This window comes from Azospirillum argentinense (genome assembly GCF_000632475.1).
Classification (GTDB): Bacteria; Pseudomonadota; Alphaproteobacteria; order Azospirillales; family Azospirillaceae; genus Azospirillum; species Azospirillum baldaniorum.
The window spans coordinates 872,611-895,717 of the sequence record NZ_CP007793.1 but is presented as its reverse complement, the minus strand read 5'-3'; the positions used below and the strand labels follow the sequence as shown (position 1 = coordinate 895,717).

Genomic DNA, 23,107 nt, shown 5'->3' with positions numbered 1-23,107 from the left:
GTCTGACGCCAAGGAGTCATTCTCGCTGATGTCACCTCAAAAGCCCGCCGGAAACGGCGGGCTCTTTTCTTGTGGGGATGTCTGTTATGGAGAGCGTCAGCCGGCGTCCGGCGGGAAGACGATGCCGACCTTCAGGCCGGGTTCGTTGTCCTCCAGCCGCAGCGACGCGTCGTGCAGCCGCGCCACCGCCTCCACGAGGCTGAGGCCCAGCCCGTTTCCCGGCGAGGCCCGCGCAGCGTCCAGCCGGACGAAGCGCTCCAGCACCTTCTCGCGCATGTCGGCGGGAATGCCGGGCCCGTTGTCCGCCACGGTGACACGGGCGGCCTGCCCGGGCCCGACTCCCTCCAGCAGCAGAGTGATGCGCCCGCCCTCCGGCGTGTATTTGATGGCGTTGTCCAGCAGGTTCGACACCGCCTGGGCCAACAGCTGCTCGTTCCCGCGCACGGTCGGCTCGGCCCGGATGTCGGTGACCAGGGTCAGGCCCTTCTCCTCCGCCACCGGTTCGTAGAGGTCGGCGGCCAGCCGGACCACGTCGGCCAGCCGCACCGGCTCCAGTCCCTTGCGGTTGGCGCCGGACTCGGCCTCGGCGATGGACAGCAGCGCGGTGAAGGTGGCGAGCAGCCGGTCGGCCTCCAGGATCGTGTCCTGCAGCACGCCGCGGTAGACCTCCGGGTCGTCGGTCTCGCGGATCAGGGCCAGCTCGACGCGGGCGCGCAGGCGCGACAGCGGCGTGCGCAGGTCGTGCGCCACGCTCTCGGTCACCTGCCGCATGCCGGTCATCAGCCGCTCGATCTGGTCCAGCATGGCGTTCAGGTTGCCGGCCAGCCGGTCGATCTCGTCGCCGCCACCGCCGCGCGGCACCCGGCCCGACAGGTCGCCGGCCATGATGCGGTGGGTGGTGCGGTTGATCGCCTCGATCCGGTGCATGGCGCCGCGCGCCAGCAGCAGGCCGCCGCCCAGCCCCAGCACCACCGTCACCAGGAAGACCCAGCGCAGCGACACGACCATGCGCCCGCGGAGCTGGTCCAGCTCGCTCATGTCGCGGCCCACCAGCAGGCGGAACTGGCCGGGCAGGACGAAGCTGACCGCCATCGCGGTGGAGGGCCGGTTGTTCACCCCGCCATAGTCGGAAATCTTGAAATGGGTCCAGCCGCCCGGCCCCGCCGTGGCGTCGGGCCAGCCCGACAGGTTGCCGGCCAGGATGACGCCGCCCGGCGTGGTCAGCAGGTAAATGGAATTGGTGTGCGAATAGCCGCTGCGCTCGCGCACGGAATCGACCAGCCCGCGCAGGCCGGCGCTGCGGTACTGGTCCTGAAGTCCGGCGACCTCCAGCGCGATGGTGGCGCCGATCTCCTCCTCCAGGAAGCCCGCGGTGGAGCGGTAGACGACGGCCAGGATCACCCCGACCGAGATGATGAACAGGCCCAGATACAGCAGGGCCAGCCGGAACGGCGTCGTGCGCAGAAGGCGCAGGGTGGGAATCGCCGCCTTCACGCTCCCCGGCCCGTCACCATTGCCGCCATCCTCATTGCGGCGCCCGCAGGCTGTAGCCGGCGCCGCGCACCGTGTGGATCAGCGGCGTCGGGAAATCCTTGTCGATCTTCTGGCGCAGGCGGGCGATGTGCACGTCGATGACGTTGGTCTGCGGGTCGAAGTGATAGTCCCACACATTCTCCAGCATCATGGTGCGGGTCACCACGCTGCCGGCGTTGCGCATCAGATATTCCAGCAGGGCGAATTCCCGCGGCAGCAGGTCGATGGACTTGCCGGCCCGCCGGACGGTGCGCGACAGCAGGTCCAGTTCCAGATCGGCGACCGCCAGGCGGGTCTGCGGCTGGGCGGCGCTGCGGCGGCGCACCAGCACCTCGATCCGGGCAAGCAGCTCGGAGAAGGCGAAGGGCTTGGTCAGGTAGTCGTCGCCGCCTGCCTTCAGTCCCTTCACCCGGTCGTCGACGCTGCCCAGCGCGGAGAGGAACAGCACCGGCGTGTCGTTGCCGGTCGCGCGCAGGATCTCGACCAGCGACAGCCCGTCGCGGCCCGGCAGCATGCGGTCGACGATCATGACGTCGTAATGCTCGGAGCCGGCCAGGAACAGCCCCTCCTTGCCGTCGTTGGCGGCGTCCACGACATGCCCGGCCTCCTTCAGCCCCTTGGCCAGATAGGAGGCGGCCTGCTGGTCGTCTTCGATGACGAGGACTTTCATGAGCATGAGTCTACCGCATCCTTCCGCGAGTCCAAAGGTGAATGCCCCCGCCCCTCCGGGGAGGGGAAAGGGCCAAACGACACGAAGGGGGAGGACATCCGCGCGGCGGGGGTTCGCACCGCGGACATCCTCCACCCCATCACACCGGAGACGGGAGGATCGCCGGTGTTACCCTGCGTCACGCCTTGACGAGCTTCAGCGGGACGAAACTCTCGTTGCCGCCGCGGTTGACCAGCAGCAGGACCGCCTTGCGGCCATCCTTCTCGGCCTCGTGCAGGCTCTTGGTCACCTCCGCGGGGGAGGTCACGCTGTGGTCGCCGACCTTGACGATCACGTCGCCCGGACGGACGGGCAGATCACCGGCCTGCGGCGACACCGAGGTGACGACCACACCCTTGACGCCCTCGCCCAGGCCGAGGCGGCTGCGGGCGGCGCCGTCCAGCGGGGCCAGCTTCAACCCGTTGACGGTCTCCACCGCGCTCTCGGCGGCGGGACCGGTCCCTTCCGCGGCGGCCATGCGCTGTTCGGCGGGCAGCGGCGCGATGTGGGCGGTCAGGGTCGTTTCCTTGCCCTTGCGGACCACGGTCATGGTCACCGTGTCGCCGGCCTTGGTGTCGGCCACCCGGCGGGTCAGGTCGCGCAGCGTGTTCACCGGCTTGCCGCCATAGGCCAGGATCACGTCGCCCTGGCGCACGCCGGCCTTGGCGGCGGGGCTGTCCGGGGCCACCTCGGCGACCAGGGCGCCCTTGGTCTGGGACAGGCCGACCGACTCGGCGATCTCCGGCGAGATCTCCTGGATCTTCACGCCCAGCCAGCCGCGCTCGACATGGCCGTTCTCCTTGAGCTGGGCGACGACCTGCTTGGCGATGTTCGACGGGATGGCGAAGCCGATGCCGACCGAGCCGCCGTTTGGCGAATAGATGGCGGTGTTGATGCCGATCACCCGGCCGTCCAGGGTGAAGGTCGGGCCGCCCGAGTTGCCGCGGTTGATGGCGGCGTCGAGCTGGAGATAGTCGTCATACGGACCGCTGTGGATGTCGCGCCCACGGGCCGAGATGATGCCCTTGGTCACCGTTCCGCCCAGTCCGAAGGGGTTGCCGACGGCCATCACCCAATCGCCGACGCGGGCGGCGTCGCTGTCGCCCCAATCCAGCGCCGGCAGCGCCTTGTCGGACTTCACCTTCAGCAGGGCGATGTCGGTCTTGGCGTCGCGCCCGACCAGCGTGGCGGGCAGCTCCGTGCCGTCCTGGAGCGTGACCTTGATCTCGTCGGCGCCGTCGATGACGTGGTTGTTGGTCACCACATAGCCGGCCGCGTCGATGATGAAGCCGGAGCCGAGCGAGCCGACCTTGCCGCGCGGCTGGCCCTCGGAGGGACCCTCGGACTGGTCGTCGCCGCCGGGGCCGCCGTTTTGGCCGAACTGGTCCTGGAACTGGCGGAAGAACTCTTCGAAGGGCGACCCCGGCGGGAAGCCGGGCATGCTCGGGTTGCCGCGCTCGGCCTTGGCCTGCTGGGTGGTGGAGACGTTCACCACGGCGGGCGACACCTTGGCCGCCAGATCGGCGAAGCTGCCCGGTGCGTTTTGGGACAGCGCGTTTTGCGTCAGGGCGCTTTCGGCGGCCGCGGCGGTGGACTGGTTGGCGATCAGGAACGGACCGGTCAGCACCGTGGTGCCGAGGAGGACGGCGGCGATGGTACGCCGCACCCGGCCCGACCGCGGGGCGCGTCCGGCGTTGGCGGGGGTGGACATCGGTTGCTCTCCGTGACTGGCATGCGTTGTTCGTTGCCCTGAAAGTAGCGGGCGCCGAGTCACGGGGGGCTTGCAGGCGGATTAAAAGTTTTTCAGGGAGGGAATATTAAGTCACGTCTCGATTACAGCGCCGATCCGGCCGTGCGCAGGCGGATGGTTGCGGCTTGCTGGCGGACGCGGTCGAGGTGGGGATTGATGGCCAGGGCGGCGTCGAAGGCGCGCAGCGCCCCCGCCGGCTGGTCGATGGCGAGGTAGACGAGGCCCAGCCCGGCCAGCGCCCCGAAATGCCGCGGCTCCAGCGCCAGCACCCGGCGGATGTCGCGCACCGCGGCGTCGTAATCCCCCAGCATGTATTCGGCGTTGGCCCGCTTGTTCCAGCCCTCGGCGTAGGTCGGGTCGGCAGCGACCACCTGATCGAAGGCGGCCAGCGCCTCGCCGTAGCGGTCGGCGTTCAGGCTCTGCACACCGTGGTGCATCAGCACGATCAGGTCGTCGTTGGGATGCTCCAGCCAGACGTCCCAGATGCGGTCCTCGACCGCCTCCGCCGCGACGGCGTCGCCGGCGGTCTGCAGGTCCTGGAACAAGCCGCCGAGTCGCGTGTCCTCCTGCCCTGCCCAAGCCCGCGAACCGGGGCTGGAAGCGCCGAGGAGCAGAAAGGCCAGGAAGGCCACGGGCAAGAAGATTCGCTGGGTCATTCCCAAAAATTGGGATGCGTCACTTGCCAGCAACACTGACCCGAAAGCGGTATCGCCGCAAGAAGAATCCCTCATCCCACCGGGGTGGTCTCGGCAAAGTTCCCGCCGGACAAAGAAAAAGGGCCGGCGAATCGCTTCGCCGGCCCCTTCCCCTGAAAACAGCAGCCCGTTATCAGGCGGCCTTGCTGCGGCCCGCCACGATCTCGTCGGTGACGTTGCGCGGCACCGGCTCGTAGTGGCTGAACTCCATCGAGTAGGACGCGCGGCCCGAGGTCATGCCACGGAGCTGGCCGATGTAGCCGAACATCTCGTTCAGCGGCACGTGGGCCTCGACGGCGATGTTGCTGCCACGCTCGAGCTGGCCCAGCACCGTGCCGCGGCGGCGGTTCACGTCGCCGATGACGTCGCCCAGGTAATCGTCCGGGGTGACGACCTCGACCTTCATGACCGGCTCGAGCAGGATCGGGCCGGCCTGCTTGAGGGCTTCACGGAAGCAGGCCTTGGCGGCGATTTCGAACGTCAGGGCGTTCGAGTCGACGTCGTGGTACTTGCCGTCCACCAAGCGGGCGCGGAAGTCCACAGTCGGATAGGAGGCGAGCACGCCCTCTTCCTTCTGCATTTCCAGGCCCTTCGCGACCGACGGGACGTATTCGCGCGGCACCGTGCCACCGACCGTCTCGTCCTTGAACACGAAGCCCTCGCCACGCTCCAGCGGCTCGAAGACGATCTTGACTTCGGCGAACTGGCCCGAACCGCCGGTCTGCTTCTTGTGGGTGTAGGTGTACTCGACCGGCTTGGTGATCGTCTCGCGGTAGGCGACCTGGGGCTTGCCCATGTTGCCTTCCACGCCGAACTCCGTGCGCAGACGGTCCAGCGTCACTTCCAGGTGCAGCTCGCCCATGCCGCGCAGGATGGTCTGACCGGTTTCACGGTCGGTCTCCAGACGCAGCGACGGGTCCGCGCGGACCATCTTGCCGAGCGCGATGGAGAACTTCTCCTGCTCGCCCTTGGTCTTCGGCTCGACCGAGACGCTGATGACGGGGTCGGGGAAGCGCATGCGCTCCAGGATCACCGGGTGGGCGGCGTCGCAGAGCGTGTCACCGGTGTCCGTCTCCTGCAGGGAGACGAGCGCGATGATGTCGCCGGCGCGGGCTTCCTCGATCGGGTTGGCCTGGGCGGCGAACATCTCGACCATGCGGCCGATCTTCTCGCGCTTGCCGCGGGTGGTGTTCAGGACCGACATGCCCTTGGTCAGCACGCCCGAATAGACGCGGACGAAGGTCAGCGAGCCGTAGGTGTCGTTCAGCACCTTGAAGGCCAGCGCCGCGAAGGGCGCGTCGTCGGAGCTGAGACGCTCGCCGTTCGGGTTGCCGTCCTCGTCCACCGTCTTGATGGCCTCGACGTCGGTCGGGGCCGGCAGCAGGTCGACGACCGCGTCCAGAACCTGGCAGACGCCCTTGTTCTTGTAGGACGAGCCGCAGAGAACCGGGGTGAAGGTGCTGGTGATGGTGCCCTTGCGCAGGCAGGTGCGCAGCACGTCGGCCGACGGCTCCTCACCCGACTCCAGGTAGGCTTCCATCGCCGCGTCGTCCATCTCGAGCGCGGTGTCGACCAGCTCGGCGCGCAGGGCCGGGATGCTGGCGATGTTGTCCAGGTCTTCCTTGACGGTCAGGTTGAGCTTGCTCGCCAGATCGTCGGTGATGTCCCAGATTTCCCACTTGGCGTCCTTGTCGTCCGAGAACCAGACGTACGCCTTCATCTCGATCAGGTCGACCATGCCGCGGAAGTTGTCTTCCGAGCCCAGCGGAACCTGGATGCAGACCGGACGGGCGTTCAGGCGGCTCTTGATCATGCCGACGCAACGCTGGAAGTTCGCACCCGAACGATCCATCTTGTTGACGTAGCAGATGCGCGGGACGTTGTAGTTGTCCGCGAGGCGCCAGTTGGTCTCGGACTGCGGCTCCACGCCGGCCACGCCGTCGAACACGACGACCGCGCCGTCGAGCACGCGAAGCGAGCGGTTCACCTCGATGGTGAAGTCCACGTGGCCCGGGGTGTCGATGACGTTGATCTTCTTACCGCGCCAGAAGGTCGAGACGGCAGCCGACTGAATCGTGATGCCGCGCTTCTGCTCCTGCTCCATGTAGTCGGTCGTCGTCGAGGACTTCAGGTCCTTCGTCTCGTGCACGTCGATAATCGTGTGCTTACGACCGGTGTAGTACAGGATGCGCTCGGTGGTCGTCGTCTTGCCGGCATCGACGTGGGCGATGATGCCGATGTTCCGGATGTCAGAAAGAGGCGTTTGGCGCGGCATGTTGCGAATCCATTACTGTAACGCAGCTATCGAAGCGCAACGACGGTCGTCCGCTCCGGCGGCAGAGGTTGGTCGGGGTTTTACGGATGATCTGTTAAGGCGTGATTAACGTTCTGTAAATCCGGAAGGTCAAGCCTTCCGGATTTTTTCGAAGCACGCGGCCCTTACAGTCTGGTGGGCCACGCCGGCAAACCCCAACCGAGGGAGCCGGGTCGCCCCGTCACGCAGCTTATTTGGCCGCCGTCACCTGAATTTCAACGAGATACTCCGGCGCGGCGAGCTTCGCTTCCACGGTGGCGCGGGCGGGCGGGTTGGCCGTATCGACCCAGGCTTCCCACGCCTTGTTCATCGCGCCGAAGGTGGACATGTCCGTCAGATAGATGGTGGCGGACAGCAGCTTGCTCTTGTCCGAGCCGCCCTCGGCCAGCAGGGCGTCGATCTGGCCCAGGATCTGGCGGGTCTGCGTCTCCACGTCCGGAGTCGGATCGTTGGCCACCTGACCGGCCAGATAGACCGTGTCCTTGTGGATGACCATCTGGCTCATGCGCGGTCCGGAATGGAAGCGCTGGATCGACATCGGTACGGCTCCGGTTACGGGGTCTTGAACGCGCGTACGTCTATGCGATTCACGTCCAACGGCCTAGCAAAAAATGAGGCGCCACCGCTCAAAGCTGCCCCGCGCCCGTGCATCACCGCAAAGAAGGCGTATTTCCCTCCACGGCGGCCACGAAAGCGGCGCTCGGCACGGCGATGTTGCGGGGATTGGGGCCGCTGACCGCGGCCACCGCGATGCCGGCCACCGCCCAGCCCTCCCCCGCCCTATCCCCGCCGGGCGTGCGCACCAGCAGCGCCGCCCCGCTCACCCCGCGCGTCCCGTCGCAATCATGGACCAGCAGCGGCCCGCGGTCGGTGTCGTTGATGCCGCGCGCCGCGCAGGCGGTGTCGGCGGTGACGAGGTGCGCCCGGTCCTGGCTGTAGCCGCCCAGCATCAGCGGCGTGCCGGCGTCCGGCGGGACTCGGGCGAGCGGCAGCGGCGGCATCCCCTCCGGCGCGTCGCCGTCCAGCGTCAGCACCGCCCAGTCACCGACGAGTCCGTCGAGACGCCGCTCCTTGTCGTAAGGGCCGCCGGTCTCCAGCGCGGCGACGGCGCGGTGCTGCCGGTACTCCCCGCGCTCATAGCCGAACAGCACGTGCAGGGAGGAGGCCGGCAGGAAGCGCTGCGCCCGGTTCAGCAGGCAATGGGCGGCGGTGACCACCCGGCGCGGCGCCACCAGCACGCCGGTGCAGCGGGCGCCGAGATTGCTCTGCACCTTGACAAGGCTGTTCCACGGCGCGTGCGTCGCGTCCACCACCACCCGCCGGTCCTTCGCGCCGATCCCCGGCAGCAGCGGGTTCTGCGCCGCTGCCGGCAGCGCGGCCACGAAAAGCGGCGCCGCGACCAGGAATCCGCTCAGAATGGCCATCAAGCGTTCTTGATACGTTTTCATGTTCGTCTTACCATGGCGGTCATGGCCACGCTCATCATCACGGAAAAATCCAGTCAGGCAAAGGACCTGCGCGCCGCGCTGGGGGATCGCTACGGGCGCATCCTGCCGGCCGAGGGGCATCTGCTGCGGCTTGCCGAGCCGGACGAGGTCAATCCGGACTGGAAGCGCTGGTCGCCCACCCTGCTGAAGCCCGACGGACTCTACCCGACCCGGCCGGACAGCGGCGGTAACAAAACGGCGAAGCTGGCGGCCATCAAGGCGGCGCTGAAGGGCTGCGACCAGGTCATCCTCGCCACCGACTGCGACCGCGAAGGGCAGTTGATCGGGCAGGAGATTCTGGAGCATCTGGGCTTCCGCGGGCGGGTGCAGCGCGCCCTGTTCACCGCCCAGGACCCCAAGACGATCCGCGACGCCTTCGCCAAGCTGAAGCCGAACAACGAGCTTCGCCCTCTCTACGAGGCGGCGGTGGCCCGCCAGCAGGCCGACCAGATCTTCAATCTCTCCCTGACCCGCACGGCGACCAAGACGCTGCTGGCACCGGGGACGCGCGGGGTGATCGGCATCGGGCGGGTGAAGACGCCGACCCTGTCCATCGTCTGCCTGCGCGAGTTGGAAATCCGCAACTTCAAGCCGGAGGATTATTTCGAGGTCGTGGCGACGGCCACCGCCGCGGGCGGCTCCTTCCTGATGCGCCACGCTCCGCCGCCGAAGGACCGCATCAAGGACCGCGCCCGCGCCGAGGCCATTGCCCGCGCCGCCGACGGCCATGGCGGCCCGCTGTCGGTGACGGTGGAGGACCGGCGGCAGGCCCCGCCGAAGCTCTACGACCTGCCTGCGCTGCAGAAGACCTGCGGCCAGCGCTGGGGCTGGACCGCCGACCGCACGCTGGAGGTCGCTCAGGAGCTTTACGACGGCGAGGGCAAGAAGCTCATCACCTACCCGCGCGCCGAGGCACGGTATCTGTCGGAGAACCAGATCGCCGACGTTCCGGCGATCGCCGGGGCACTGACCCGGCTGCGCGGCTTCGCCCATCTCGACCTGTCCCGCCCGGTGATCCGCCGCGGCAAGTCCGGCCATTTCTGCGACAAGGCGCTGGAGGGCGTGTCGCACCACGCCATCGTGCCCAACGTCAACGTGCTCGACGATCTGGAAAGCCGGCTGAACCGCCTGACCGACGACGAGAAGCGGCTCTACGCGCTGATCTGCCGCTCCTACCTCGCCGCCGTCATGCCCGACTACGAGTACCGGCAGACCACCGTCCTGATGAACGTGCCGGTCGAGGGCAAGCCGGTGGTTTTCCGGGCGGTCGGCCGCATCCCCTTGAAGCTCGGCTGGAAGACGGCCTTCGGCTCCGCCGAGACGGACGGCAAGCCCGACGAGAAGGAGGAGGAGCAGACCCTGCCTCCGCTGGCCGACGGCGAGCCCGCCCGCCTGTCCGACCCCCGTGTGGAAGCCAAGCGGACCCAGGCGCCACCGCGCTACAACGAGGGCACGCTGGTCGACGCCATGCAGAACGCCTGGCGCTTCGTCGAGGACCCGGCGCTGCGCGACCGGCTGAAGGAGGCCAAGGGCATCGGTACCCCGGCCACCCGTGCCGAGATCATCAAGGGCCTGCGGCGGCAGAACCTGCTGGGCGCCGACGGCAAGTGGCTGGTGCCCACCCCCGCCGGGCTGCAACTGTTCGAGACTCTGCGCGGCGCCGCCCCCACGCTGGTCGATCCCGGCACCACCGCCCTGTGGGAGATGCGGCTGGACGAAGTGGTCGTCGGACGCGCCGATTTCCGCAGCGTCATCGACGGCATCGCCGACGAGGCCGGGCGGCTGATCGGCGTGCTGGTCGGCAACCAAGGGCCAGCGGTGGACCTCGGCGTGCGCGGCGGTCCGATCCGCGCTGGGCGGGGCGCCGGGCGCCGTCGCTCCACGAGCCCGCGCGCCGCTGGAACGACGCCGCGGCCACGCACGCGCAAGGTGGCGGTCGCCGCCGTCGGCGTGGACGGCGAAGCGCCGAAGACGCCCCGGCGCAGCCGCAAGGCGAAGGCCGCGCCGGAGGTCCCCGACTCGATGAGCCCGGTGGCCGACGCTGCCCCGCCGGCCCCCGCCGCACCGCCGAGCGGGGCGCGACGCAAGGCGCCGACCGACAAGATGGTCGCCTTCGCCCGCAGCCTCGCCGACCGCAAGGGCGTCGAATTGCCGAACACGGTGCTCCAGGATTTCGATTCCTGCCGCCAGTTCCTGGACCAGCACGCACGCTGAGCGTCGGCTTGCCCCCACCCCGGCCCTCCCCCGCTTCGCGGGAGAGGGAGATTTGTCCCCTCCCCTGCGACAGCGGGGGAGGGCCGGGGTGGGGGAAAAACATTCCAAGCATCTCCAAATCACCCTCCGACTGTGGCCCATGCCACAGCGGCGGCGGCGGCATCCGCCTACCCTCTCCTCCACGGACATCGAGCCACACACGGCCCCACACCCGCAGGAGACCCAGCCCATGCGCCGCCTGACCCTGATCGCCGCCGCTGCCGCCACGCTGCTCGCCGCCCCCCACGCCTTCGCCAACGATCTCAAGACCGGCGGCATGCCGGTCAACCCGATGATGATGCAGCCGGGCTTCGGCAGCCCCTTCGCCGCGGCGCCCTCCCTGTCCAGCACCAACGTCGGCGTCGCGACGAACCTCGCGGCGGGGATCGGCAACAAGGCCAAGCAGAACGTCTTCACCATGCAGCAGGGCACCGGCGGGTCGCTGGTGAACACCAACGTCGGCGTCGCCACCAACGTCGCCGCCGGCATCGGCAACAAGGCCAAGCAGAACGTCACCGGCGTCACCTTCGGCTTCGGCAAGGGCGGCCTGCTCGACACCAACGTCGGGGTGACGACCAACGTCGCCGCTGGCATCGGCAACGCCGCCGGACAAAATCTGTTCGGTCTTAAGGCCCAGTAATCGACCCCATCCGGCGCCGCCGATCCGCAAGGCGGCGCCCCTTTCGGATTCCTCACTGGAGGACTGCCGTCATGCTCCGCTTCGCCCTGCCGGTCTTCGGTGCGCTCGCCGCCATCCTGGCCCTGGCCGGAACCCCGCAGACCGCCGCCGCCGAAAACCTCGCCTGCCAGACGGTCAACGGGAAGACGGTGTGCAGCCGCGGCTCGGGCTCGCTGTCGTGCCAGACGGTCAACGACCGGACGACCTGCGTGACCGGGCCGGGCGCGCTGACCTGCGAGACCGTCAACGGCCACACCGCCTGCCGTCGCGGCCCGTCGCAGCCGGACCTCAAGCCGATGCCGATGCCGCCGATGCCCCCGCAGGCCGCCCCGATGCCCGATCACCCCTTCGGCAAAAACTTCCCTTTTGAGGAAGAGGCGTAAAGCGCCCCAGCTGTGGTCCGCCTCACAGCGGCTCCCCGGTCGGCCGCCCTAGGATCAGCGCACACCGCCGAACAGAGGAGCCCCGCCATGATCCGCATCCGCCGCTTCGCGCCGCTGCTGTCCGGCCTCGCCGCCCTGGCACTGCTGGGCGGAAAAGCCGCCGCCCAGGATGCCGGCGGCTTTTCCGTCAACCCGCAGCTGGGCGCGGCGGTCGGCATGTCGATGGGCATGGGCATGGGGATGCCGCCGCTGCTGCCGCGCCAGCCCGTCTTCGTCAACGCCGCCCGGCGCGGCGCGCCTCCGGGGGCGACGGTGACCAATCCCAACGTCAGCCGGCAGGCCACCCACCAGCAGGCCATCGCCAAGATCCGCGGCGACGCCGGCTTCCTGGGCGGCTTTAACAAGGGCCAGGCGCTGGCCGCCAGCCGCCAGCCGCCGCCGGAGCCCATCGTGCCGAACTTCACCTTCATCGACGCGCCCTTCATCGTGAACAACTTCGACAGCTCGCTGGCCCTGTCCTTCGGCGACAGCAACGTGACGGAACAGTTCATCGTCCAGGGCGCGGACGGGTCGGTCGGCGGTGGTGTCGCTGGTGGCGGTGTCGCGGAGCAAGCGGCCGCGCCGGCCCCCGTCGGTCAAGCGCCCGCTCCGGTGCAGGCCAAGGCTCCGGCACCGAAGCCCCAGCCGGGCGTGACCACCGGCAACGGCGGCCCACCGCCCGAGGGCTTCTTCGACCCGGTGATGAGCAACTTCGGCCCGCTGCCGCACCTGCCCGCGGCGCTGGCCAGCGGCGGCATCCAGTTCAACAACGTCGGCACCGCCTTCAACGCCGCCATGGGCCAGGGCAACTTTGCCTCCCAGCAGATCACCAGCATCCAGGGAAAGAAGGGCAAGCGCTGAGCCCTCCCCCCAGGCATGAAAAAGCCCCCTTGCCGGCGGCAAGGGGGCTTTCTCCGTTCAGAGCTGCGCGGTTAGGCGGCGACCGGCTCGTTGGCGGCCTTGGCCTGCGCGGCGGCGGGCTGAACCACGCCCTGCGGGGCGGGCAGCGGCGCCGGGCGCGGGGTGCCGGCGGGCAGCATGTCGCTGATCGCGAGGCCCACGGCCATCAGGTTGGGCACGGCCATCGCCGTCAGCAGGATCGCCCACAGCTCCAGCGACAGGGTGCCCAGCGGGTTGGCAAACCACGCGGTCACCGCGGAGACCAGCAGCGCGCCCGACAGCCAGGCTTCCGGCTTGGCGCAGAAGGCGCCCTGGGTCCGCTTGCCGCCCTTGGCGGTGACGCGGAAGGCGTCGCGCTTGCGGACCACGCCGCGCAGAGCGGCCAGCGCCACCGTGGTGGACAGCGCCATGCCGACGGCGCAGGCCCCGAAGCTCTCCTTCCACGAGTTGCCGGAGGCGTAGCGCGAGGCCAGCAGGCTCGACCCGGCGCGCAGGACCAGGGCGCCCAGCACCGCGGCGGTGGCCTGGACCGGCGGCAGGTGCAGCGGCAGGACCAGCGAGGCGAAGGTCCAGGTGACCGCCGCACCGGCGGCCAGCACGCCCACCGCGTCGGACCACCAGCGCGCCCAGTTGGTCAGGTAGCCGATCTTCTGGCTGAGCGTCAGCTCCGTGGCGCCGGGCAGGAACTTGCGCCAGTGGGCGCGCAGGATCTGCGTGGAGCCGAAGACCCAGCGGTCGCGCTGCTTGCGGAACTGCATGAAGTTGTCGGGGGCGAGGCCCTGGCCCAGCCGCTCGTCCGTGTAGGCGGCGCGGTAGCCGGCCGACAGGATGCGGATGCCCAACTCGGTGTCCTCGCAGATGCCCTCTTCCGACCAGCCGCCGACCTGTTCCATGGCGGAGCGGCGCAGCATGATCATCGTGCCGTGGCAGACGAAGGCCTGGGACGTCAGCCCCTCCTGCATGCCGACGTCGAAGAAGGGGCGGTACTCGGCGGTCATGGCGGCCTTCAGCGGCGTCTCATGGCCGTCGCGGTGCTCCTGCGGCGCCTGGACGATGCCGACGCGCGGGTCGGCGAAGGTCGGGGCCAGCTTGTTCAGCCAGTCCGGCTCCACCGTGTAGTCGGCGTCGAGCACGGCGACGATCTCGGCCCGCGGGTCGGTGTGGCGCAGCGCGGCGTTCAGCGCGCCGGCCTTGAAGCCGCTGATCGTCTTGTACCAGTGGAACTTGAACTTCGGACCCAGCTCGGCGCACAGTTCCTCGACCGGGCGGACCAGCGCCTCGTCCTCGGTGTTGTTGATGAGGACGACGACCTCGTAGTCCGGGTAGTCGACGCGGGCCAGCGAGGTCAGCGTGGCGGCCAGCACGTCCGGCTGCTCGCGGCAGGCGGCGATGTGCACCGACACCATCGGCTTGTGCTCCGGCACCGCGGGAACCCGCGGCAGCAGGGCCGGGGCGCGGCCGGTGAACAGGCGGCGGGCCACCTCGGTCAGGTCGGCGAAGGCCACCGACATCATCAGCGCGCCCAGCAGGAAGGCGGAGCCCCAGGTGGTCGCGGCGCCGAAGGTGAAGTATTCCGCGTAGGCACCGGCGACGGCGGACCCGACGCCGAAGCCGACGATGTTGGCGCCCACCGAGGCGGCCAGCGCGTAGGTCATGTTGGTGCGGCGGCGGAAGGCGGCGAAGGCCGACAGGGCGAGACCGAGGGCCAGCGCCACGGCGGCGCCCGCACGGTCGCCCCAGGGGGCCGGGACGTCGCCAGCCAGCGGCCATTTCGGCGCGCGGTCGGCGTCGAGCACGCCCCAGGTCGGGCCGGGCGAGCCTTCGATGCTGGACTTCCACACGCCGTCGAACGCCTCGACCACGTTGTAGTCGATGCCGAGCATCCCCGCCTCGGCGGCGAAGTTGCGGACGACGAAGGCCTGGGCCTGCGGCGTCGGGTAGGCGTCGTGGAAGTTCTCGCCGCCCGACGGCCAGCCCACCTCGCCCACGAACAGCGGCTTGCCCGGATGCGCCTTGCGCACGGTGTCCAGCCGGTCGCGGATCCAGGTCAGCGCCTTGTCCACCGGCACGCCTTCCCAGTAGGGCAGGACGTGGACGCCCATGTAGTCGGACGCCGCGATGGTCTCCTTGGCCTTGACGATCTCCGACCACACGTCGGCGGTGCCGACCTTGATGTGCTTCGGCACGCCGGCGCGGACGCGGCGGATGTAGGAGGCCAGCTCCGCGTCGGTCAGCTCGGCGCGCAGCAGCGTCTCGTTGCCGACCACCACGCGCTCGATGCCGCGCACGGTGCGGGACAGCACGATGGCGCGGGCGACCTCACGCTCGTTGCGGGCCTTGTCGTCGCTCAGCCAGACGCCCAGCGTGACGTCCAGGCCATGCTTGGCGGCGATGGCCGGCACGTCGCCCTGGGAGCCCAGCGTGGAATAGGTGCGCACACCGTCGGCGAAGCCGGCGATGGCGGTCATGTCGCGGTCCAGTTCCACCGCATCGACCACCGGCTGGTGGTTCGGGTCGTAGCTGCGGCCCGACGGGGAGTAGGAGACGGATTCGATGCGACCCGGCACGGCGTCCACAGGAGTGGGCGCATTGCGCCAGGACCAGAAGGACGCGTGGCCGGCAGTCACGGCGAGCATCGCCGCGGCCAAGGCCGCAGACCGGATCGAACGCTTCGGGTTGCTCATGTGGGGATTTCGCAAGCCTGGGTAGGATGGGTGGCGGGCGCCACCGGACACACAGACGAACGTGCGCTGCAAAAAACTATTCCCGCACCCGCGTCGATTTTTTTCGGGTGGCCACCGGGATTACCAAATCGGGAACGGCCGCCGTCCCGCTCCTGTTGGCATCACCAACCGCAACGACCGGAGACGACGAAATGACCGGCAAAAAGGTCGATGTGACCGCGCTGGAGGAAACGATGGACGAAGTGGTCGAAACCCTCGACCTCGCCGAACAGGCCGCCGGCTATGTCCGGAAGGAAAGCAGCGACCCCATGGACCAGGCCCGCGCCGCCGCCGTGCAGAAGCAGGCCGAAGCCATGCTCGACGCCGCCGAGCAGGCCGCTTCCGGTGGCGAACGGCCACAGCGCAGCAACCCCTCCCCCCTGCCGGGCATGCGCCGCCCGCCGCTGGTGAATTGAACCTACTGGAATCTTTGGCCCCTCCCCGACCCTCCCCCGCTCTCGCGGGAGAGGGTGCCTTCCACGACGCGGCGGCAGTCCCCTCCACCTCGCACGACGGGGAGGGTTAGGGAGGGGCAGAGGTGGCCTATTTTCCTTCGACCGACTTTTGCTCAGCCGACGCCCCACCCGCCGTCCGTTTCTGCCCCTCCGGACACAGCTCCAGCAGAACGCACCGCTCGCAGGCCGGGTTGCGGTAGAAGCAGACCCGCTGCCCGTGCAGCATCATCACCTCGTGATGATCGTAGATCTCCTGGGCCGTCCAGTCCGGGGGAAGCCGCGCCTCCAGGATGGTGTGCGACGGGCCGACCGCCACGCTGGGTGGAATCAGCCCGGTCCGCACCGCGACGCGGTGATGGTGGCTGTCCACCGGCAAGGCGGGGCGACGCAGGCTGCTGAAGCTCATCACCGCGGCGCTGGTCTTCGGGCCGACGCCGGGAAGCGCCTGCAGCCAGGCCCGCGCCTCCGGCACCGTCATCTCCGCCAGGAAATCCAGGGAAAGCTCGCCGCGCAACTCGGTGATCCGCCGCAGGATCGCCTGGATGCGCGGCGCCTTCTGCTCCGGCCACGTCACCCCGGCGATGACCGTCTCGACCTCCGCCGGGTCCGCGTCGCGCACAGCGGCCCAATCCTCCCCCCAGCGTGCCCGCAAAGCGCGGAAGGCCGCGCCGGAGGCCGCGTTGCGCGTGCGGTGCGACAGCAGAGAGGACACCAGTTCGCTCAGCGGGTCGAGCGCGCGGAAATAGGCGATCGGGCAGCCGAAGATCAGGCAGAGCCGGCGATGGATCTCCAGCAGCTTCTCGTCGGGCAGAGCCGCGGGCAACAAGGCGAAGGACGCTTGATCGTCGTCGGCCTTGAGACGACGCTTCACGGGGCCGTCACACCGCCCGACCGGCCGCCCTCCGGAAGCATCAGCCCCTCATCCGCCGCCATGGCGCGGGCGCGGGGGTCGGCCTGCACGGCGCGGGCGGTGCTGCGGGCACGGTCCTGGACCCGCCGGAAAGCCCGGATCAAGGCCTGGGCCTCCGCCCGCTCCTGCTCGTCGCGCCGCGACTCTGCGGCTTCCGACGCGGCGATCTTGCCGGCGGTGGACCGCTGCGTCTCGCTGTAGCCGAACAGACCGGGCTCCCAACGCTTCAGGTTGGCGTAGGCCAGGGCACGGGCGGAGCCATCCAGCCCCTGCCCCTCCTCCCAGGCGGCGCGGGCGGCGTGCAACTCGTCGGCCAGCACCCGCTGGGGCGGGCGCGGCGGCGGTGGTGGCGGCTGATGCAGCCGGGTGCGCGCCGCCTTCAGGGCGGCCACGCGGTCCGGATCGTCACGCCAACGGCGGGCGTCCGCGGCGGCGTCGCGCCACGCGCCGATGAGCCGTTCCGGATCGGGTGCGGTGTCCCGCTTCGTCGATGCCATGGCCCTCCCCGTTGCAAGGGAAACGAACGCAATGCTTTCGTCGTCAAGGATCTATGCCATGGCGCCGCAAAGGCCAGACCGGGAAGGGCGGTAATCCTGAGGGTGCGGTCAGTCCGCCGCCCTACCCAGCAGATAGTCGATGTCCCCGCCTTCAAGGGCACTGATGAGACCGCTGCCCTCGATGGTTGCGTCGGACAGGTTTCCTTTGCGCCGTTGCAAGTCGAGGATGCGCTCCTCCACCGTGTCGGCGGCGATCAGCTTGTAGACGAAGACCGGCTTGTCCTGGCCGATTCGGTAGGCGCGGTCGGTCGCCTGATCCTCAGCCGCCGGGTTCCACCACGGATCGTAGTGGATCACCGTGTCCGCCGCCGTCAGGTTCAGGCCGCGCCCGCCCGCCTTCAGGCTGATGAGGAAGACCGGCACCTCGCGGTTCTGGAAGCGGTTCACCGGCTCGGCGCGGTCCAGCGTGCGCCCGGTCAGCTCGACATAGCCGATCTTCGCCTCCTCCAGCCGCAGCTTGATGAGGTCGAGCATGGAGGTGAACTGCGAGAAGATCAGGATGCGCCGGCCTTCCGGCACCATCTCCAGCACCATGTCGGTCAGGGCGTCGAGCTTCGCGGTCTCCTTCACCTTGCCGGCGGCGGGGATCTTGACCAGACGCGGGTCGCAGCAGACCTGCCGCAGCTTCAGAAGCGCGTCGATGATGGTGATGGCGTTGCGCGACACCCCGCTGACCGCCAGCGCCGCCCGCACCGTCTCGTTCACCGACAGGCGGATGGTCTCGTAGAGGTCGCGCTGCGCCGGCTCCAGGTCGATGCGTACCACCACCTCGGTCTTCGGCGGCAGCTCCTTGGCCACCGCCTCCTTGGTGCGGCGCAGCAGGAAGGGGCGGATGCGCCGCATCAGCTGCTTGGCGCGGGTGCCGTCGGCGCGCTTCTCGATGGGGGTGCGGTAGCGGCGCCCGAACTCCTTGCGGTCACCGAGCAGGCCGGGCATCAGGAAGGCGAACTGGCTCCACAGCTCGCCGAGATTGTTCTCCACCGGCGTGCCGGACAGGCAGAGCCGGTTGCGGGCGTTCAGCGCGCAGACGGCGCGGGTCGCCTTGCTGTCCGGGTTCTTGATGGCCTGCGCCTCATCGAGGATCAGCAGATGCCAATCCCGGCGCTTCAGCACCTCGACGTCGCGGCCGACCACGCCGTAGGTGGTCACCACGATGTGGGCGCGGTCGAGGTCGCCCAGCTTCTCGTGCCGATCCAGACCATGCAGCACGACCACCCGCAGGTGCGGCGTGAAGCGCTGCGCCTCGGCCACCCAGTTGGGGACGAGGCTGGTCGGCACGACGACGAGGCAGGGGTCGGTCAGCCGGCCCTCCTTCTCCTCCATGGCGATGTGGGCCAGCGTCTGGGCCGTCTTGCCCAGGCCCATATCGTCGGCCAGGATGCCGGCCACCCGGTTGGCCCGCAGCCCCTGCATCCAGGCGAGGCCGACGCGCTGATAGTCGCGCAGCGTGCCTTGGAAGCCCGACGGCGGGTCCATCTCCGCCGGCATCTCCTGCTCCTGGATGGTGCGCAGGTAGCGGTCGATCTGACCGGTGTCCTCGGTGCGCCGCGCGATCAGGTCGTCAATGTCCAGCAGCCCGTCGGCTTCGGTCAGCGGCACCTTCAGCGTGTCGTCGAGCCGCCGCCCGCTGTCGAGCATGGATTCCAGGACGCTGAGCAGCCGTTCGACCCGCTCCGCCGGCAGGGCCAGCACGTTGCCGTCGTCCAGCACCAGATGGGCGCGCCCGTCGATGACGCGGGTCGCCTCCATGCCGCCGCGCTCGATCAGGGTCGCCAAAATGGGCAGCAGAGCGCGGCGCTCCCCGTCGATCTCCACGCCGACGTCGAGGTCGAACCAGCCGTCGCCGGAATCGCGCACGGCGACCGCCACCTCCTCGTTCGCCTCGACGACGCGGGTGCCGAAATCGGCGCCGATTTCGACGGTCCAGCCGTCCTTGCGCAGGGACGGCACCTCGGTCTTCAGAAAGGCCGCCCAGCGCTCCTCGGCGTCCTTGCCGGTCAGCCAGTGGACGCGAGTGCCGCGGGCGTTCAATTGGCCCTTGGGCGGCTCGATGCGCGCCTGGGCAAAGCCGAAGGCGGCCAGCCTTTCCAGCGCGCCCTGCTCCAGCGCCTTGTCGCGGCGAACGAAGACCGCCCCGGCGGGTTCCTCGACGCGGGCGAACTGGCGCTGGTCGTCGGGCTCGATCTCCGAGGGGGAATCCTCCTCGCCATAATCGAAGGCCAGCCGCAGCACGTCCACCAGACCGCCGTCCGGCGACACCACCCGGCCCAGCCGGGCGACGACGCGCGGGTCGCGCTCGACGATGGTCGCGGCGGGATCGGAGCCCATGCGCACGCCGCCGGGCATGCCCGCGGCGAAGGCGGAGGCCGCCGGGAAATCCGGGCGCTCCGGAGCGGAGCGGGCCGCTGCCGGCCGGGCGGAGGCCTTCAGGGACGCCGCCTTGAGGGCCGCCGTCTTCGACGGCGCCGCCTTCACGGCGGGCGGCGGGACCGCGGCCTTGGGCTTCGGCACCTCCACCACCTGCAACTCAACGGGGCAGACGGTGCCGGCCTTCGGATCGACGCACCAGTAGCCCAGCCCCTTGATCAGCGCAGCGCCGGGCGGCAGGCCGGTCGGGCGCAGCTTGCGCGTCGCCGGGTCGCGGAAGGCGCGGATGGTCATCCCCGCCCCCTCCGCCAGCGTTGTCCCGCCGCGCCAGCGCAGCCGCCCGCAGCCGAGGAGCCGGCGCAGGATGCGGTCCACCACGTCGCCGCGGCTCTTGGCGACCGGCGTGCGCACCACCCCGCCTCCGCCGAGCATCCGGGCGATGGCGCGGTCCACGTCGCCGTCCAGGCTGCGCGGCGCGCGGGCCAGCACGTCGCGCGGGCTGGCCGGAGTGGACACGTCGTCGCCCTCCCCCGCTCCCTCCACCGCGATGACGGCGGAGACGAACATGGCGGCGTCGTCCTTGCCCGGCTCCAGGGTCCAGCGGACGCTGAGCACCGGATCGGGGGGCGGGGGCGGAGAAGGTTCCGGAATCGGCGGCGGCGCGGGAGCCGCATCAGGAACCGCCTGGAGCGCTGGCGGCTCCTCCGCCGGATGGGCCGCCGGGGGCGTGTCGAACAGGGACATCTGCCGCCCTTCCGGACGGGCGTCCAGCGTCATCAGCGCCGCCGCGGCTATGTGGGCGCAGGCGTTGCGCCCGCAGGTACAGCTTTTGTCGAAGACCACCCGGCTGCGCCCGCGCACCGGAACGACCGTCACCGACAGCGTCCGGCCGAGGTCGGTCACAGTGGCGGCGATCCGCACCTCCGCCTCCAGAAGCGTCACCGCCCCGGTCAGGATGAGCGTGCGCCCACGCTGCAGCGTCTTCGCATCGAAGACGCGCGCCAGATCCTCCTGCGAAAAGGAGACCGTCGCGCTGGCGGTGGCGGCGGCGCGGGGAAGGGAACCGAACAGCGACATGGGCCGGAAGGGATACCGAAAAAGCAGAACGGGTCAGGAACGGGGGCGTCGGTATAAGCCCACACCATGCCCCGTCGCAAGCCCGCTCTCAACCCTCAACCGACACCGCAAGGCAAACATTCCGGTTGCCAAGTCCAGGGAAGACCAACCCCGGACGGTCGCGGCATCCGGCAAGGAAAACAGCCGCTAAAGCCGTTCCAGGAAACTGTTCAGCGGCGGCATCGGACCGCAGACCGGGGATTCCTCACGGAGCAGATAGGCGAAATGCTTCAGCATCGGCTCGGCGTTGGTGCGGTCGCCGAGCGCGTAGGTGGCGACGCCGAACAGAACGACCAGGGCGAGGACCAGCGGGCTGAGGTTCAGGCGCGACGGGGTCATCCGGTTGAAGCTCTGCGCGAAGGCCGCCACCGCCAGCCCGCCGAGGACGAGGCCGACCACCACCTCCGTCACCGAATGGTAGCGCAGCAGGATGCGCGAGGCCGCCACTCCCACCACCAGGCCGAGGGCGCCGAGGACCACCACGCCACGCCGCCAGCCGTCCAGCGAGCGCGCCGCCATCACCCCGACCGCCCCATAGACGGCGGCGGCGAGCGCGGCGTGGCCGCTGGGGCTGGTCAGCCGGTCGTCGAACAGGCGGATGCCGCAGGCGTGCCCCAGGATCTTCAGAAGCGCCACCGAGCCCATCAGCATGGCCAGCACGGCCAGCCAGCGCGCCGCCGAGACCGCCGAATGGCGGCGCCACAGCATCACGATCAGGATGCCCGCCACCGGAAGCACGAAGGACGTGCTGCCGAGAAGCGAGATCGCCTTGTTGACGTGCCAGAGGTTCAGATGTCCCACGGTCCTCGCCGCTCCCTTTCCATTCAGCGCATGCGAACGAGCATTCCGTCCCGGTAGTTCCAGGCCGCCGTGCTCTTTCCGTCGGACGCCGGCAGCGAAACGGTCAGTGTCCGCTCAGCCTGCTCCACCTTCGGCGCGTCGCTGCAGGTCCCGAACGGCAGCGAGACGGAGGGCTTGGTCCCGCCGAGGTCGAGGACGCGGAAGCGCGCGGCGCATTTGCCGTCCACGCTCTCCTGAAGCAGCACCAGCCAGCGCCCTTCCATGTTGTAGGCGTTCACGAAGGACAGGGTGCGCCCCTCGCGGTCCTCGTAGACGACGCGGTCGTTGACGGTCACCTGGATGACCTTCGGGCCGAGTTCGACCATCTGGACGACCTCGTTGCCGATGGCCGCGGACACCAGCACCGCGGCGCCGGACCGGTCGTCCGCCGCCTGCGCCGTCGCGATTGCCGCCGCCCCGATCGTTGCCGTCACGGAAAGCGCCGTCAGCAACCCCACCGGCCCCATAACGGCGCGGCTCAGAAACGTCATGCCCATAGCTGTTCTCAAATGCCCTTCTGGCTGGTCGTTCTCCACGCCAAGGTAAGCCCAACCGCCGCCATTCTGTAGTCCGTCAAAGGGCTGACATCCGCTTGCCGGAAAAATTTCACGAGCCGGACGATTTTGGTTGCCTTCCGGTCACGGCCCGATTAAAAACCGCGCCACCGCAGACGACGGCCTCGCCGACGCCGCGGCAGAGAGAAGCGCCCGTAGCTCAGCTGGATAGAGCACCAGACTACGAATCTGGGGGTCAGGAGTTCGAATCTCTTCGGGCGCGCCACTCTCCTCTTCCCATACAAATTCCCATGACGCTTCGCTGAACGCGGTTGGATCAGGTGATCCGACGGCGTTATTGTCGTTTTCAGCGGTCGTTGCGCCCACCGCCGCGGGCGTGCCGAAGGGGAGTAAGCCGTCATGACGGGACCACGGACGGCCACGCCGCTGGCGGAGCAGGACTTGCCGGCTCTTGCGGCTCTTCTCGCCATGGAAGGCTTGCCGAACCAGGACATCACCGCCGCAGGGCGGTTCTTCTGGCGCGTGGACGCCCTCGACGGGTTCCTGGGGTACGGCGGCTTGGAGGTTTATGGGCGCGACGGGCTACTGCGCTCGGTCGTCGTGCCGCCGGAGCGCCGCCGCAAGGGCGATGGCTGCGCGGTCGTGGACGCGATCTCCCGAGAAGCCGTGGCGCTCGGCCTGGAGCGGCTGTGGCTGTTGACCATCGGCGCCGCCGGCTTCTTCGAACGCATCGGCTTCGCGCGCGCGGAGCGCGGCGACGCGCCGCCGGACATCCGCGCCAGCGCGCAATTCGCCGGGCTGTGCCCCGGCAGCGCCGTTTGCCTGCGCCGCGACCTCGTCTCGACCGCAGCGGGAATGGACGGTCGCGGAAAGCTGTAGAGA

General features: G+C 69.6%; 19 protein-coding genes and 1 tRNA gene. 7 read left to right on the top strand and 13 right to left on the bottom strand.

What is annotated here, in order from left to right; all coding sequences use genetic code 11:
- Positions 1–96: 96 nt before the first annotated feature.
- From ABAZ39_RS04235 to ABAZ39_RS04205, 7 genes are all read right to left on the bottom strand, one after another.
- A complete protein-coding gene (locus ABAZ39_RS04235) occupies positions 97–1,494 on the bottom strand; it encodes a sensor histidine kinase (RefSeq protein ID WP_038527002.1) in 1,398 nt (465 codons plus the stop codon).
- A 31-nt stretch (positions 1,495–1,525) separates the two neighbouring features.
- Positions 1,526–2,203, bottom strand: coding sequence for a winged helix-turn-helix domain-containing protein (locus ABAZ39_RS04230; RefSeq protein ID WP_035674886.1), 678 nt, complete (start codon positions 2,201–2,203; stop codon positions 1,526–1,528).
- Between the two features lie 178 nt (positions 2,204–2,381).
- Positions 2,382–3,953: a DegQ family serine endoprotease gene (locus ABAZ39_RS04225; RefSeq protein WP_038526999.1), complete on the bottom strand. Its 1,572-nt coding sequence runs from the start codon at positions 3,951–3,953 to the stop codon at positions 2,382–2,384.
- Positions 3,954–4,075: 122 nt separating this feature from the next.
- Positions 4,076–4,648, bottom strand: a complete 573-nt coding sequence (locus ABAZ39_RS04220; RefSeq protein ID WP_038526997.1) for a tetratricopeptide repeat protein — start codon at positions 4,646–4,648, stop codon at positions 4,076–4,078.
- 172 nt (positions 4,649–4,820) lie between these two features.
- Entirely contained in the window at positions 4,821–6,962 is a 2,142-nt protein-coding gene (gene fusA, locus ABAZ39_RS04215; RefSeq protein WP_038526994.1) for an elongation factor G, read from the bottom strand.
- A 229-nt stretch (positions 6,963–7,191) separates the two neighbouring features.
- The gene (locus tag ABAZ39_RS04210; RefSeq protein WP_014240903.1) at positions 7,192–7,539 is read right to left on the bottom strand and encodes a RidA family protein; all 348 of its coding nucleotides are present in this window, start codon (positions 7,537–7,539) and stop codon (positions 7,192–7,194) included.
- A gap of 112 nt (positions 7,540–7,651) precedes the next feature.
- Complete coding sequence (locus ABAZ39_RS04205) at positions 7,652–8,425, bottom strand: trypsin-like serine peptidase (RefSeq protein ID WP_038526991.1); 774 nt, start codon at positions 8,423–8,425, stop codon at positions 7,652–7,654.
- Between the two features lie 45 nt (positions 8,426–8,470).
- On the opposite strand from ABAZ39_RS04205, the gene ABAZ39_RS04200 reads away from it, so the two are divergent.
- The 4 genes from ABAZ39_RS04200 (at position 8,471) to ABAZ39_RS04185 (ending at position 12,703) form a co-directional block, all read left to right on the top strand.
- Positions 8,471–10,702: a DNA topoisomerase gene (locus ABAZ39_RS04200; RefSeq protein WP_038530696.1), complete on the top strand. Its 2,232-nt coding sequence runs from the start codon at positions 8,471–8,473 to the stop codon at positions 10,700–10,702.
- Between the two features lie 229 nt (positions 10,703–10,931).
- Entirely contained in the window at positions 10,932–11,381 is a 450-nt protein-coding gene (locus tag ABAZ39_RS04195; RefSeq protein WP_038526988.1) for a hypothetical protein, read from the top strand.
- A 71-nt stretch (positions 11,382–11,452) separates the two neighbouring features.
- A complete protein-coding gene (locus ABAZ39_RS04190; RefSeq protein WP_038526986.1) occupies positions 11,453–11,803 on the top strand; it encodes a hypothetical protein in 351 nt (116 codons plus the stop codon).
- Positions 11,804–11,890: 87 nt separating this feature from the next.
- On the top strand, positions 11,891–12,703 hold the full coding sequence (locus tag ABAZ39_RS04185; protein WP_038526983.1) for a hypothetical protein: 813 nt from the start codon (positions 11,891–11,893) through the stop codon (positions 12,701–12,703).
- Positions 12,704–12,774: 71 nt separating this feature from the next.
- On the opposite strand, the gene ABAZ39_RS04180 is transcribed toward ABAZ39_RS04185, so the two are convergent.
- Complete coding sequence (locus ABAZ39_RS04180) at positions 12,775–15,426, bottom strand: glycosyltransferase (protein WP_038526980.1); 2,652 nt, start codon at positions 15,424–15,426, stop codon at positions 12,775–12,777.
- A 191-nt stretch (positions 15,427–15,617) separates the two neighbouring features.
- Here ABAZ39_RS04180 and ABAZ39_RS04175 point away from each other — a divergent pair, with 191 nt between their 5' ends.
- Positions 15,618–15,881 carry a hypothetical protein gene (locus tag ABAZ39_RS04175; RefSeq protein WP_038526977.1) on the top strand — a complete coding sequence of 88 codons (264 nt, stop codon included), beginning with the start codon at positions 15,618–15,620 and terminating at the stop codon, positions 15,879–15,881.
- A gap of 127 nt (positions 15,882–16,008) precedes the next feature.
- Here ABAZ39_RS04175 and ABAZ39_RS04170 read toward each other — a convergent pair whose 3' ends face one another.
- From ABAZ39_RS04170 to ABAZ39_RS04150, 5 genes are all read right to left on the bottom strand, one after another.
- Positions 16,009–16,791, bottom strand: coding sequence for an endonuclease III domain-containing protein (locus ABAZ39_RS04170; RefSeq protein WP_081862874.1), 783 nt, complete (start codon positions 16,789–16,791; stop codon positions 16,009–16,011).
- A complete protein-coding gene (locus ABAZ39_RS04165; protein ID WP_038526974.1) occupies positions 16,788–17,327 on the bottom strand; it encodes a hypothetical protein in 540 nt (179 codons plus the stop codon). Before ABAZ39_RS04165 ends, ABAZ39_RS04170 begins: the two co-directional genes overlap by 4 nt.
- Before the next feature lie 108 nt (positions 17,328–17,435).
- The gene (locus ABAZ39_RS04160) at positions 17,436–20,831 is read right to left on the bottom strand and encodes a DEAD/DEAH box helicase (protein ID WP_038526972.1); all 3,396 of its coding nucleotides are present in this window, start codon (positions 20,829–20,831) and stop codon (positions 17,436–17,438) included.
- A gap of 186 nt (positions 20,832–21,017) precedes the next feature.
- Positions 21,018–21,671: a phosphatase PAP2 family protein gene (locus tag ABAZ39_RS32825; RefSeq protein ID WP_051140303.1), complete on the bottom strand. Its 654-nt coding sequence runs from the start codon at positions 21,669–21,671 to the stop codon at positions 21,018–21,020.
- 23 nt (positions 21,672–21,694) lie between these two features.
- Positions 21,695–22,201, bottom strand: coding sequence for a hypothetical protein (locus ABAZ39_RS04150; protein ID WP_144243458.1), 507 nt, complete (start codon positions 22,199–22,201; stop codon positions 21,695–21,697).
- 212 nt (positions 22,202–22,413) lie between these two features.
- Between ABAZ39_RS04150 and ABAZ39_RS04145 the strand changes: the two genes are divergently transcribed.
- Positions 22,414–22,490 (top strand) — tRNA-Arg (locus ABAZ39_RS04145).
- Between the two features lie 134 nt (positions 22,491–22,624).
- On the top strand, positions 22,625–23,104 hold the full coding sequence (arsN2, locus tag ABAZ39_RS04140) for an arsenic resistance N-acetyltransferase ArsN2 (protein WP_051657793.1): 480 nt from the start codon (positions 22,625–22,627) through the stop codon (positions 23,102–23,104).
- The last annotated feature ends 3 nt before the right edge of the window (positions 23,105–23,107 follow it).